This is a genomic window from Afipia sp. GAS231 (genome assembly GCF_900103365.1).
Taxonomy (GTDB): domain Bacteria; phylum Pseudomonadota; class Alphaproteobacteria; order Rhizobiales; family Xanthobacteraceae; genus Bradyrhizobium.
On record NZ_LT629703.1, the window covers coordinates 4,781,069 to 4,793,456 of the forward strand.

Annotated in this window: 11 protein-coding genes; 6 read left to right on the forward strand and 5 right to left on the reverse strand. The window is 65.0% G+C overall.

Going from position 1 to position 12,388, the window contains the following annotated elements:
• Window positions 1-27: 27 nt before the first annotated feature.
• The gene (locus BLS26_RS22570) at window positions 28-954 is read right to left on the reverse strand and encodes an alpha/beta fold hydrolase (RefSeq protein ID WP_092514731.1); all 927 of its coding nucleotides are present in this window, start codon (window positions 952-954) and stop codon (window positions 28-30) included.
• A 323-nt stretch (window positions 955-1,277) separates the two neighbouring features.
• The gene (locus BLS26_RS22575; protein ID WP_371360657.1) at window positions 1,278-1,967 is read right to left on the reverse strand and encodes a redoxin family protein; all 690 of its coding nucleotides are present in this window, start codon (window positions 1,965-1,967) and stop codon (window positions 1,278-1,280) included.
• Window positions 1,968-2,073: 106 nt separating this feature from the next.
• Between BLS26_RS22575 and argH the strand changes: the two genes are divergently transcribed.
• The 3 genes from argH (at window position 2,074) to lysA (ending at window position 5,219) form a co-directional block, all read left to right on the forward strand.
• On the forward strand, window positions 2,074-3,471 hold the full coding sequence (gene argH, locus BLS26_RS22580; RefSeq protein WP_092514732.1) for an argininosuccinate lyase: 1,398 nt from the start codon (window positions 2,074-2,076) through the stop codon (window positions 3,469-3,471).
• A gap of 198 nt (window positions 3,472-3,669) precedes the next feature.
• The gene (locus tag BLS26_RS22585) at window positions 3,670-3,942 is read left to right on the forward strand and encodes a lipoprotein (RefSeq protein ID WP_092514734.1); all 273 of its coding nucleotides are present in this window, start codon (window positions 3,670-3,672) and stop codon (window positions 3,940-3,942) included.
• Between the two features lie 11 nt (window positions 3,943-3,953).
• The gene (gene lysA / locus BLS26_RS22590) at window positions 3,954-5,219 is read left to right on the forward strand and encodes a diaminopimelate decarboxylase (RefSeq protein WP_092514735.1); all 1,266 of its coding nucleotides are present in this window, start codon (window positions 3,954-3,956) and stop codon (window positions 5,217-5,219) included.
• A 134-nt stretch (window positions 5,220-5,353) separates the two neighbouring features.
• Here lysA and BLS26_RS22595 read toward each other — a convergent pair whose 3' ends face one another.
• Window positions 5,354-6,262, reverse strand: a complete 909-nt coding sequence (locus tag BLS26_RS22595) for an NAD(P)-dependent oxidoreductase (RefSeq protein WP_092514736.1) — start codon at window positions 6,260-6,262, stop codon at window positions 5,354-5,356.
• A gap of 227 nt (window positions 6,263-6,489) precedes the next feature.
• On the opposite strand from BLS26_RS22595, the gene BLS26_RS22600 reads away from it, so the two are divergent.
• Window positions 6,490-9,081 carry a TIGR02302 family protein gene (locus tag BLS26_RS22600; RefSeq protein WP_092514737.1) on the forward strand — a complete coding sequence of 864 codons (2,592 nt, stop codon included), beginning with the start codon at window positions 6,490-6,492 and terminating at the stop codon, window positions 9,079-9,081.
• A gap of 134 nt (window positions 9,082-9,215) precedes the next feature.
• On the opposite strand, the gene BLS26_RS22605 is transcribed toward BLS26_RS22600, so the two are convergent.
• Window positions 9,216-9,593: a response regulator gene (locus BLS26_RS22605; RefSeq protein WP_092514738.1), complete on the reverse strand. Its 378-nt coding sequence runs from the start codon at window positions 9,591-9,593 to the stop codon at window positions 9,216-9,218.
• A gap of 39 nt (window positions 9,594-9,632) precedes the next feature.
• Complete coding sequence (locus tag BLS26_RS22610; protein ID WP_092514739.1) at window positions 9,633-10,520, reverse strand: MJ0042-type zinc finger domain-containing protein; 888 nt, start codon at window positions 10,518-10,520, stop codon at window positions 9,633-9,635.
• A gap of 185 nt (window positions 10,521-10,705) precedes the next feature.
• Here BLS26_RS22610 and ftsE point away from each other — a divergent pair, with 185 nt between their 5' ends.
• Together ftsE and BLS26_RS22620 are read left to right on the forward strand one after the other, a co-directional pair.
• Complete coding sequence (gene ftsE, locus BLS26_RS22615; protein WP_074831559.1) at window positions 10,706-11,365, forward strand: cell division ATP-binding protein FtsE; 660 nt, start codon at window positions 10,706-10,708, stop codon at window positions 11,363-11,365.
• 40 nt (window positions 11,366-11,405) lie between these two features.
• On the forward strand, window positions 11,406-12,377 hold the full coding sequence (locus tag BLS26_RS22620) for an ABC transporter permease (protein ID WP_092514740.1): 972 nt from the start codon (window positions 11,406-11,408) through the stop codon (window positions 12,375-12,377).
• The last annotated feature ends 11 nt before the right edge of the window (window positions 12,378-12,388 follow it).

A 12,388-nucleotide genomic window follows, 5' to 3' on the forward strand; every position in this document is an offset into this window, starting at 1 on the left:
GGCGCTGCGCGGGAAGTTCGCGGCGACCTATATTCGATGCCAGCCGCGGTTTGGTGTCTTCCCCAGGAACTCGAGGACTTTCGTATTCACCTCGGCCATGCCGGAGATGGTCAGGTCGTGCCCGGCATTTGAGACAAGCTCGGTTGCAATATGAGGTGCAACGCGGTTGAGCCTCTGCAAGGCATCTTGGGCCGAATTGAGCTTTTCATTCTCTCCGACCATATAGAGCGTCGCGACCGACAGAGCGCGCAACTCTTCATCGGTGAGGATGGTGGGGACGACAAGCCTTTTCGATTTGAAGCTTCTGAGACCGAGATACCCATCGTTCACCATTGCATCGACCCATTGGCGGCTGATGCCATTCTTGGCCACGGCATCCGCGGCCAACCAGTAGATGAAGCTTTTCGTGAACCGCCGGTGCGGGATCATGCAAAGCATGGCGCGCAGAATGAATGCTGTCCGCAAAGGCAGCACCGTGAACACCGGAGCCAGCAGAACCAGCTTCCTTAGCCGGCCCGGGTAACGGAGAGCATACTGGCTCGCGATCCATCCACCGTAGGAAACTCCCATCAAACTGACATTTTCGCTAAGCCCAAGCTGGGCAAAAAGCTCATCGAGCCAATTCACGAGGTCGCTGGCGGTGAGCATCGGCCGCTTCCACACACTCCGTCCGAAGTCGTAAATGTTGTCCACCGCGTAGACGCGATAGCTCTGCGAAAAGTCTGAAATGTTGGGCAGCCACATCAGGGAGGACGCATTCACTCCCGGCAGCAGAACAAGAGGCGGCGCATCGGTGGGGCCGCTGATACGGACATAGGTTTGCCCGTCCGAGGTCTCCACAAGCCGGCCTTCTGCGGCAACCGGCCATTGGCTGGCCCTCAAATCGTAGTGGGCCAGATATCGCTCCCGCGCCTTCTCCGATTTGAAGGGATGAAAGTCAGAGTGAGCCGTCATCAGCGCTTCCGGCGGTTCAAGGCCTGCGTGCCGCCGGCAACCAGGGATGCAGGGGGTCAATCGGACGGAGGAGCCGTGGTTTGATCACTAACTGTCCTTTTCCAACATTTGCCCTTGCTCCTGCTGGTTCGGACGGACCCTCCGCGTCACTGGCAGCGGCACGCCAACGAAGGCGAGAGCGATAAAGAGGGGCAAGAAGCAGAGAAAGAGGATGCGTTTGGCGTTCATCGTCGGGAACTGGGCCTACCGGGAGGAAAATCAAGGGGCCGCGGTCCGATCTGGCGGAAACGGAGGTTAACGCGACAGCGAGTGTTAGGCCGGCCCTAGAATCCCGCCTTCGTCGGCTGCACGGCAGCCTTGATCAGCTTCACCGCATCGTCGCTGGCCCATTCGGCCGGGCCGGCAATGTTGGCGATCTCGCAGCCCTGGCCGTCCACCAGCACCGAGGTGGGCATCCCCAGCGCCTTGCCTATGTTCTTAAGATCCTGAAAAACCTTGGCTTTCTGGTCGCTGAAATAGCTGAGTTTGGTGAGATTGCCGTCTTTCAGGAAGTTTTTCGGCTTTTCGGCGTCGCGGGTATCGATGTTGATGGCGACCACCTCGAAATCCTTGCCCCCGAGCTTGGTCTGCAGGCTGTCGAGCGCCGGCATTTCCTTGCGGCACGGCACGCACCAGGTGGCCCACAGGTTCACCAGCACGGTCTTGCCGCGCCAGTCCGACAGCTTTCTGGGCTTGCCGTCGGCATCCTCGAAGGCGAGGTCGGGAAGCCGCAGCGGGGTCGTCGCCATGGTCAGTGCCGCCACTTCGCCCTGCGCCAGCGGTGCGATCTTGCGGGCCAGGTCGACCGCCCCGTTACAGGCGGAATCGCCGGCCGGGCCGCGTTTGAAGGCGCCGAAGCCGTAGACCGCGGCAAAACCGATCAGCGCCCCGACCACCACCGCGCCGATGGCGAGCGGGATCCGGCGCGTGACGGCCGGGCGGGGGGTGGGCAACTCGGGCATATCGTTTGTCATCCTGTGTCAGATACGGCTATGCAGTGCCCATATTACGAATGAAACCGGCACGGCGTTTCGCCGGGTTCGGCAATAAGTGGCTTTAGACGACAGGGCACGGGAAGTCATGAGCAACAAGATGTGGGGCGGCCGGTTCACCGAGCGTCCCGATGCGATCATGGAGGAAATCAACGTCTCGATCGACGTTGACCGTCACCTCTATGCCCAGGACATCGCCGCGTCCAAGGCCCATGCCGCGATGCTGTCGGCGCAAGGCATTATCACCGCGAGTGATGCAAAAAATATCGGCAAAGGGCTAGACACGATTTTGTCAGAAATCGGCAACGGCTCGTTCGAGTTCAAGCGCGCGCTCGAGGACATTCACATGAATGTCGAGAGCCGGCTGACCGACCTGATCGGCCCCGCCGCCGGACGGCTGCATACCGCGCGGTCGCGCAACGACCAGGTGGCGACCGATTTCCGTCTGTTCGTGCGCGACACGATCGATGAGACCGACGCCGCGCTGGCGGCGTTCCAGCAGGCGCTGGTGGAACGGGCGCTGGAACATGCCGGCACCGTCATGCCGGGCTTCACCCATCTGCAGACCGCGCAGCCCGTCACCTTCGGCCATCACCTGCTCGCCTATGTCGAGATGGCCGCGCGCGACCGCGGCCGGTTCGCCGATGCGCGCAAGCGCCTGAACGAATCGCCGCTTGGGGCGGCGGCGCTGGCCGGAACCTCGTTTCCGATCGACCGCACTGCTACCGCCAAGGCGCTCGGTTTCGACCGGCCGATGGCCAATTCGCTCGATGCGGTGTCCGATCGCGACTTCGTGCTCGAAACGCTGTCGGCGGCGTCGATCGCGGCCGTGCACATGTCGCGTTTTGCCGAGGAGATCGTGATCTGGACCTCGCCGCTGGTGGGTCTGGTGCGGCTGTCCGACAAGTTCACCACCGGCTCCTCGATCATGCCGCAGAAGCGCAACCCTGACGCGGCCGAACTGGTGCGCGCCAAGACCGGCCGGGTGATCGGCGCGTTGACCGGGCTCCTGATCGTGATGAAGGGGCTGCCGCTCGCCTATCAAAAGGACATGCAGGAGGACAAGCAGGGCGCGATGGAAGCGTTTGCCGCATTGTCGCTGGCGATCCGGGCGATGACCGGCATGGTGATCGACCTCGTGCCTGACGAAGCGCGGATGAAGGCGGCGGCCGGCGAGGGCTATGCCACTGCCACGGATCTCGCCGACTGGCTGGTGCGGACCCTGAAAATGCCGTTCCGCGACGCCCACCACGTCACCGGGCGCATTGTCGGTCTCGCCTCAAAGCAAACCGTTGCCCTCCACGAGCTGCCGCTGCAGGCGATGCAGGAGGTCGAGCCGAAGATTACGGCGGAAGCCCTGCGCGTGCTGTCGGTGGAGGCGTCCGTCAAAAGCCGCACCAGCTATGGCGGCACCGCGCCGAAGAATGTGACGGCGCAGGCCAAAGCCTGGCTGAAGCGGCTCGAAAAAGAGCGAAAATTGGGCTGAAGGAAAAAATTTCGCTGCAATTTCATGGTTATCCGTCAGCCTTCGGGTCTCGCCAGACTGCGCCAATCTTTGTATGGTGCGGCCGCGCGGAGCATGATCCGGAAAAGTGGGGACCGGTTTTCCGGAAAGATCATGCTCAAATCGAAGAAGTCAGAGCGGGATGACGGCTCGTCATCACGCTCTAGCGGGGAATTCGTCGTGATCAGTAACTACCGCCCGTCATCGTCGGGATGGGCCATTATCCTGCTGAGCGTCACTGCGCTCGCGCTGGGCGGCTGCGGCCGCAAGGCCGGCCTTGATCTGCCGCCGAACGCGCCGCCGCTGTCGGCCGCGCCCGCGACCGCAGATTCCGAGACCGAGCGCGCCGCGCAGCCCGGCGTCTTCAATTCGACCTATGGGTCCGAAGCGGCTCCTGCGGCGTCCAAGGGCCGCAAGAAACCGTTCGTGCTCGATCCGCTGCTGGGCAACTGAGCTAGCTCACCATGAATCACTTCGACTATCGCAACGGCGTGCTGCACGCCGAGGCGGTTGATCTCATCAAGCTCGCGGACGCCGTGGGCACGCCGTTCTATTGCTATTCGACGGCGACGCTGGAGCGCCATTACCGGGTTTTCACCGAGGCCTTTGCCGGCGAGAAGACGCTGGTCTGCTACGCCATGAAGGCCAATTCCAACCAGTCGGTGCTGCGCACGCTGGCGAAGCTCGGCGCCGGCGCCGACGTGGTCTCCGGCGGCGAGCTGAAGCGGGCGCTGGCGGCGGGAATTCCGCCGAGCAAGATCCTGTTCTCCGGCGTCGGCAAGACCGAGCTTGAGCTACGCGCCGCGCTGGCTCACGATATTCTCTGCATCAACGTCGAGTCCGAGCCCGAACTCGAACTGCTGTCGAAGCTCGCAGTCGAGGCCGGCAAGACCGCGCGGATTTCGGTGCGGGTCAATCCCGACGTCGACGCCGGCACCCACGCCAAGATCGCCACCGGCAAGTCCGAGAACAAGTTCGGCATCCCGATCGCGCGCGCCCGCGAGGTCTACGCGCGTGCGGCCAGGCTGCCGGGCATCGAAGTGACCGGCACCGACATGCACATCGGCAGCCAGATCACCGATTTGTCCAAGATGGAAACCGCGTTCCGGATTCTTTCGGATTTCGTGCAGACGCTGCGCGCCGACGGCCACAACATCGAGCATATCGATTTCGGCGGCGGGCTCGGCATTCCCTATCACATGGACCGCGAAGCGCCGCCGCTGCCGTCGGCCTATGCCGCGATGGTCAAGCGGGTGACGCACAATCTCGGCTGCACGCTGATGTTCGAGCCGGGCCGGTTGATCGTCGGCAATGCCGGCATCCTGGTTGCGCGCGTGATCTACGTAAAGCCGGGCGAGGCCAAGAATTTCGTCATCATCGACGCCGCGATGAACGATCTGATCCGCCCCACGCTGTATGAAGCGCATCACGACATCCTGCCAGTCCGCGAGGCCAGCAAAGACGCGCGCGTGATCACGGCCGATGTCGTCGGTCCGGTGTGCGAAACCGGCGACTACCTCGCGCTCGACCGCAATATGCCCGAGCCGAAGGCCGGCGACCTGGTGGCGATCATGACTGCCGGCGCCTACGGCGCGGTGCAGTCCGGCTTTTACAACACCCGTGCGCTGGTGCCGGAAGTGCTGGTCAAGGATGATCAGTATGCGGTCGTGCGTCCGCGCGTGGAAGTCGAAGAGCTGATCGCGATGGACAAGCCCGCGCCGTGGCTGTGAGTTAAGCCGTCGTCCCTGCGAACGCAGGGACCCATACCGCGTGATCTAACGGGTACGGGCAGTGCCAATAGACACTGCCCGTAACAACACCCGCCGCGGAGTATGGGTCCCGGCTCAAGGCCGGGACGACGAGATCATTTCGCTGCGTGAGCACCCTTCGCGCCACCCACGATCACCCCCGCCGCTTTCTCGATCGGCTTGATCGCTTCGGTGAAATCCGACTCCGGGCCCTGATCACGGATCACGACTTCCCAGAGCCGGCCGACCGCTTCGGCAACTTCCATCGACAGGCCCAGCGATTTCATTTCTTCCAGCGCCAGCCGCACGTCCTTCACCATCAAGCCGGTGGCGAAGCCGAAATCGAAAGTTCGCGGCAGCACCGCGCGCGGAAACTTGTCGCGGCTGGCGGTATTCAGCCCCGAACCGGAGTTGATGACGTCGATCATGACGGCGGGATCAAGCCCGGATTTGACGCCCATCACCACGGCTTCCGAGGTCGCCACCATTGCGGTCGCCGACAGGAAATTGTTGGCGAGCTTCATGGTCTGCGCCGAGCCGGGCTTTTCGCCGATGAAGAACACTTTTCCGATGACGGCGAGCGCGGGTTTTGCAATTTCGAAATCGGCGCGCGGGCCGGAGACCATCACTGCCAGCGTTCCCTTTTCGGCGCCGCCGACCCCGCCGCTGACGGGGCTGTCGAGCTGGATAATCTTTTTCTTCGCCAGGAGGCCGTGAATCTTCGTCGCCATGTGCGAGCCGACGGTGGAGAGATCGATGAAGCGCTTGACGCGCTTGCCTTCGATGACACCGCCGGCGCCGGTCGCGACCTCCAGCGAGGCCTGCAGCGACGGCAGGCTCGCCATCGCGGTCTCGCAACGGTCGGCGATATCCTTGGGCGAGGAGGCGGCCTGGGCGCCGAGTGCGACCAGCTTGTCGACCGCTTCCTTGCGGGTGTCGAACACGGTGAGCTGATGCTTGGCCTCGATCAGGCGGCGCGCCATCGGGAAACCCATTTTGCCGAGGCCGATAAATCCGATTTCCATGGTGTTTTTTTCCTTGTTGTTTCGTCATTGCCAGCGCGCCAAGCGATTCACGCTCTCTCGCTGGATTCTCCCGGTAGTTTTACGGTCACGGCGGACGTTACGGGCTCACGGCCCGGCAGTCACGCCTTCGTGTTATGCGTATTTCCGGGTGTGGGAACCCCGTTGAAGCGGGATGCCTCATTGCCGCCGCCGTGCTAGGCTGATTTGCCGGCAACCCGGAGAGTTTATTGAGCGGTAGCCCACCTGACCTCCCACAGCCCGCGCGCGAGCCGGATGCTGTCGCGCGGCTGCAGCTGACGCAGGCCCTGCAACGGGCGACCTATGCGATCGCATGGGAGCGCGCCTGGCCGGGTCTCGCCCGGCTGTTGAGCGCGGTCGGACTGTTCCTGGTGGTGTCGTGGGCCGGACTGTGGCTGGCGCTGCCGTTCATGGCGCGCGCCATCGGCATTGCGCTGTTCGCCCTGCTGGCCGTCGGCGCACTGTATCCGCTGATTCGTTTCCGCTGGCCGACCCGCGCCGAGGCGCTGGGCCGGCTCGACCGCGGCACCGGCATCCGGCACCGTCCGGCCACCGCGCTGACCGATACGCTGGCCACCAAGGATCCGATCGCGCAGGCGCTGTGGCAGGCGCAGCGCGAGCGCACGCTGGCCTCGCTGAAGCGCATCCGCGCCGGACTGCCTTCGCCGCGGCTGGCGATCCACGATCCCTGGGCGCTGCGCGCGCTGGTCATGGTGATGCTGGTGGCGTCCTATGTCGCCGCCGGCGACGAGCGCACCATGCGGGTGGCCGCGGCGTTCGACTGGAACGGCGTGCTGGCGCCGGCCAATATCCGGGTCGACGCCTGGGTGACGCCGCCGGCCTATACCGGCAAGCCGCCGATCATTCTTTCCGCCGCCAACCGCGATGCCGGCGCGCCCGACGGCGGGCCGCTGTCGGTTCCGGCAGGCAGTGCGCTGTTGGTGCGCTCCAGCGGCGGCAGCATCGACGTCGTGGTCGGCGGTGGCGTCACCGAAATCGCGCCGAGCGAAGCCGCACCGCAAGGCACCAACGAGCGGCATTTCAAGATCGCCGCCGACGGCACCGCGCATGTCCGCGCGCCGGCCGGCCAGCCGCAGTGGAAATTCACCGCGACGCCCGACCATCCGCCTTCGATCTCGCTCGCCAAGGATCCGGAGCGTCAGGCCCGCGGCTCGCTGCAGATGTCGTACAAGCTCGAGGACGATTACGGCGTCACCGAAGCCCGCGCCCAGTTCGCCGCCCGCCGCTCCGAGGCCACGGAATCCGGCAGGCCGATTCCCAGGGATGCCAACGCGGCCGAGCCGCGGCCGCTATTCGAGGCGCCGCAGTTTCCGTTGGTGCTGCCGAACGCGCGCACCCGCAACGGCGTCGGCCAGACCGTCAAGGATCTCAGCGAAGATCCCTATGCCGGCGCCGATGTGACGCTGACCCTGACCGCGAAAGACGAGGCCGGCAACGAGGGCAGGAGCGAGCCCTTCAACATGCGGCTGCCGGAACGGCTGTTCACCAAGCCGCTGGCGCGCGCGCTGATCGAGCAGCGCCGCATTCTGGCGCTCGATGCCAACCAGAATTCGCAGGTCTACGCCGCGCTCGATGCGCTGATGATCGCGCCGGAACTGTTCACGCCGGAAACCGGCCACTACCTCGGCCTCTACAGCATCGCGCGGCAACTGGAAGCCGCGCGCACCGATGCCGCCTTGCGCGATGTCGTCGCCAGCATCTGGGCGCTCGCGGTCACCATCGAGGACGGCAACATCAGCGACGTCGAAAAGGCGCTGCGCGCGGCGCAGGATGCGCTCAAGCAGGCGCTGGAGCGCGGCGCCAGCGACGAGGAAATCAAGAAACTCACGGATAATCTGCGCGCCGCACTTGATAATTTCCTGCGCCAGCTCGCCGAGCAAATGCAGAAGAACCCGCAGCAACTGGCGCGGCCGCTCGATCCCAACACCAAGATGCTGAGCCAGCAGGATCTCAAGAGCATGCTGGACCGGCTGGAGCGGTTGTCGCGCTCCGGCGACAAGGATGCGGCCAAGCAACTCCTCGAACAACTGCAGCAGATGCTGGAAAACCTGCAGATGGCGCAGCCCGGCCAGTCCGGCGGCGACGACATGGAGCAGGCGCTGAACGAACTCGGCGACATGATCCGCAAGCAGCAGCAGTTGCGCGACAAGACCTTCAAGCAGGGCCAGGATTCCCGGCGCGACCGCATGCGCGGCAAGCAGGGCGACCAGAGCATGAGCGACCTGCAGCAGGACCAGCAGGGCCTGCGCGACCGGCTCAAGAAGCTGCAGGAAGAACTGGCCAAGCGCGGCATGGGCCCGGGGCAGCGCGGCGACAAGGGTCAACAGGGTCAACAGGGACAAGACGGCCAGCAAGGCGCCGAGCCCGGCGACGGCGAGGACGGTCTCGACCAGGCCGATAGCGCGATGGGCGATGCCGGCGGCCGGCTCGGCGAGGGCAATGCCGACGGCGCGGTGGATTCGCAAGGCAAGGCGCTGGAAGCGCTGCGCAAGGGCGCGCAGAGCCTTGCGGAGGCGATGCAGCAGGGCGACGGCGACCAGCCCGGTGACGGCCCGGGCAACGCCAAGGGCCGGCAGCAGGCCGGGCAGAACGGCACCGACCCGCTCGGCCGCCCGATGCGCCACAACGAATTCACGGATGATTTCTCGGTGAAGATTCCCGGTGAAATCGACGTGCAGCGGGTGCGCCGGATTCTGGAAGAACTGCGCCGCCGTCTCGCCGATCCCTCGCGCCCGCAGATCGAACTCGATTACATCGAGCGGCTGCTGAAGGATTATTGAGGGTCTTGATCCCGCGCGACACTGTCATCACCCGCGAAGGCGGGTGATCCAGTGTTCCAAAGACGTCAGCGATAGAATCGAGAGGCTGCGGCGTACTGGATCCCCCGCCTTCGCGGGGGATGACAAGGGGGAAGCTACCCCCTCTTCCTCGCCGCCAGCGCGTCCGCTACCGCAGTGCGGATATCCGCCACCGAGAACGGCTTCGTCACCACGTCGTGCACGATCGCATTGAGGCCGGAGGCGCGTTCGCGCTGATCGGCGAACCCGGTCATCAACAGGATCTTCAAATCCGGAAAATCGCGCGCCGCCGCCAGCGCCAGCGCGATGCCGTCCATCACAGGCATCTGGATGTCAGTGAGCAGCAGGTCGAACGCGCCGCTTTCGCGGGTCAGGACGTCAAGCGCTTCGGCGCCGTCCTCGGCGGTGACGGTCTCGTGGCCGTCCATGGCGATGGCGCGCGCGACCAGCGTGCGCATCGAATCCTCGTCGTCGGCGATCAATATCCGCGGCATTGCTTTCGGCTCGTTCGCGAGCGGGGCGCAGGATCAGGCTCAGGCGTGGCCGCCGGCGAGATCCCGCTTGTTGAAGAAGCGTACATCAATATTGCGGCCTTCGGGCGGCGGCGAGGCCAGCCGCGACTTGAAATAGGCCCGCTCGCCCGGATTCAGCATCGGCTGTTCGAGCACGGCGTTCCAGGCGTAGATCTCGGCGCCCTGTTCGTCGCGGACGGAGAAGCGCAGCCGCGGCAGTTCGACCGGCTTCTGGCTCTGGCCGACGATCATGCCTTCGATCACCAGCACCGGTTTGCCTTCGACGGTCTCGTTGGTGATCTTGATGTCCTTGAACGCCAGTCCGCGCAGGTTCACGTCAAGCCCGACCATCCGGTAGAAGGTCGCGGTCTGCGGCAGCAGGCGGACGATGTCGGCGCGCCAGATCACCAGCGCCAGCAGCAGCGCGCCCATCGCCGCGCAGGCGGTCGGCAGGCCAATCGTCGGCGCAAAGGGAATGCGGGGCAGGCTGGGCAGCTTGAACAGCTTCGCCAGCCGCTCGCGGTGGCTGGTGATCGGGATGTCCTCATGGCCTTCGGCATCCTGCCGGGCGATCGTCGGCCAGTCGGAATCGCCGCTTTGGGGGGCGCTTTCGCCCTCGGCTGGCCAATCGGCGGAAATCGACGGACTGTCGACCTCGGGCGCGTCCTGATCGCTGTCCTGGCCACTCTCCTCGCGCGCCATCGCGTCCCATTCGGCGGCGGCATCGTTTCCGGCCGCTTGGCGCGAGGCGGCCATGGCGGGGACCGCGGCCGCCATTTCGATCGCGTCCTCGGGCCGGGCCAGCCAGGTCTCCTTGCAGCGGGAACAGCGCACCGTGCGTCCGGAAGCCCCAAGGGTGCTCGGATTGATGGCGTAGGATGTTGTACAATGGGGGCAAACGATGTGCATGGAGCCCGTTCCACAGTGTCTTTGCCCGGATGCTACATAGCGACCGTTAACGAATCGGAAACCATAACGGACGCACAACCCTTTTGTGCTGACGGCGCCGCCAGTGCCGGGTTTCCAGCCGGGGTTCACGCCGGGCGCAGCCCGGCCAAGGACTATATCAAGTCCCAACTCGAGCGGAGCTGAGCTTGGTTCGGTTCGAAAATGTCGGTTTGCGGTACGGGCTCGGCCCGGAGATTCTGCGCGACCTGTCGTTCCTGATCCCGGCGCATTCGTTCCAGTTCCTCACCGGCCCCTCGGGCGCCGGCAAGACCTCGCTGCTGCGGCTGTTGTTCCTGTCGATGCGGCCGACCCGCGGCCTGGTCAACCTGTTCGGCCACGACGTCTCGCTGCTGGGCAAGGAGCAGATCGCGGACCTGCGCAAGCGCATCGGCATCGTGCTGCAGGATTTTCGCCTGCTCGATCACATGACGACCTACGAGAACGTGGCACTGCCGTTTCGGGTGATGGGCCGCGACGAATCCAGTTACCGCCGCGAGGTCATCGACCTCCTGAAATGGGTCGGCCTCGGCGAGCGCATGGATGCGCTGCCGCCGATCCTGTCGGGCGGCGAGAAACAACGCGCGGCGATCGCGCGCGCCGTGATCTCGCGGCCGCAATTATTGCTCGCCGACGAGCCGACCGGCAGCGTCGATCCGACCTTGGGCCGGCGGCTGCTGCGGCTGTTCATCGAACTGAACAAGTCGGGCACCGCCGTGATCATCGCAACCCACGACATCACGCTGATGGACCAGTACGAAGCGCGGCGGCTGGTGCTGCATCAGGGACGGCTGCATATCTATGAGTAGGCTCCTCAATGGCTGGGCAAATTGATGGCTAGGCGTATTCATGGCTAGACCTGGCGAAGAGCATATCCCGCTGGTGGATCTCGGGCATGACAGCCCGCGGGTCGCGGCGCAGGCGCGCAACTTGTCGCCGATCGTGCCGCGGGCCTCGATCTCCGGCCGCGCGCTGGTCGCGGTCGTCGCGATCATGACCTTCCTCGCCTCGATCACCACCGGCGCCGTCTTGTTGGTCAGCGCGTCGGCGGCCGAGTGGCAGTCGGAAGTCGCCAGCGAAATCACCGTGCAGGTGCGTCCCTCGGCCGGCCGAGATCTCGACCGCGATGCGGCGGCAGCGGCCGAGGCGATGCGCACGCAGCCCTATGTCGTCCAGGTCAAGCCGTTCACCAAGGACGAGTCGGCGAAACTGCTGGAGCCGTGGCTCGGCAGCGGATTGTCGATCGACCAGTTGCCGGTGCCGCGGGTCATCGTCGCGCGCGTGCAACCCGGCGCTACGCTTGACCTCGCCACGCTGCGCAGCCGGGTGACGCTGGTGGCACCATCGGCCAGCGTCGACGATCACCGCGCCTGGATCGAGCGGATGCGCTCGATGACCGGTGCCACCGTGTTTGCCGGCATCGGCATTCTCGCTTTGGTGATCATCGCGACCATCATTTCGGTTTCGTTTGCCACCCGCGGCGCCATGGCGGCGAACCGCCCGATCGTCGAGGTGCTGCACTTTGTCGGCGCCGGCGATACCTACATCGCCAACCGCTTCCTGCGGCATTTTCTCCGGCTCGGGCTTGAAGGCGGCCTGATCGGCGGCGGTGCTGCGATGCTGGGCTTCGGCTTCTCCGAATCAATCGCCGGCTGGTTTTCCGGCACGCCTGTGGGCGACCAGTTCGCGGCCTTGCTGGGGACGTTTTCGCTGCGCCCGTCCGGTTATCTGGCGCTGGCGGCGCAGGCCGTGCTGATTGCCGCGATCACCGCCTGGGCCTCGCGGCGCACGCTGTTCGCGACGCTCGATGATATCGACTGATCCAACACTTC

Excerpts from the sequence above, each read along its gene's own strand:
- lysA (WP_092514735.1), top strand. The coding sequence starts at position 3,954 with ATGAATCACTTCGACTATCGCAACGGCGTGCTGCACGCCGAGGCGGTT.
- BLS26_RS22605 (WP_092514738.1), bottom strand. The coding sequence starts at position 9,593 with ATGCCGCGGATATTGATCGCCGACGACGAGGATTCGATGCGCACGCTG.
- argH (WP_092514732.1), top strand. The coding sequence starts at position 2,074 with ATGAGCAACAAGATGTGGGGCGGCCGGTTCACCGAGCGTCCCGATGCG.
- BLS26_RS22595 (WP_092514736.1), bottom strand. The coding sequence starts at position 6,262 with ATGGAAATCGGATTTATCGGCCTCGGCAAAATGGGTTTCCCGATGGCG.
- BLS26_RS22575 (WP_371360657.1), bottom strand. The coding sequence starts at position 1,967 with ATGACAAACGATATGCCCGAGTTGCCCACCCCCCGCCCGGCCGTCACG.
- BLS26_RS22620 (WP_092514740.1), top strand. The coding sequence starts at position 11,406 with ATGGCTAGACCTGGCGAAGAGCATATCCCGCTGGTGGATCTCGGGCAT.
- BLS26_RS22570 (WP_092514731.1), bottom strand. The coding sequence starts at position 954 with ATGACGGCTCACTCTGACTTTCATCCCTTCAAATCGGAGAAGGCGCGG.
- BLS26_RS22610 (WP_092514739.1), bottom strand. The coding sequence starts at position 10,520 with ATGCACATCGTTTGCCCCCATTGTACAACATCCTACGCCATCAATCCG.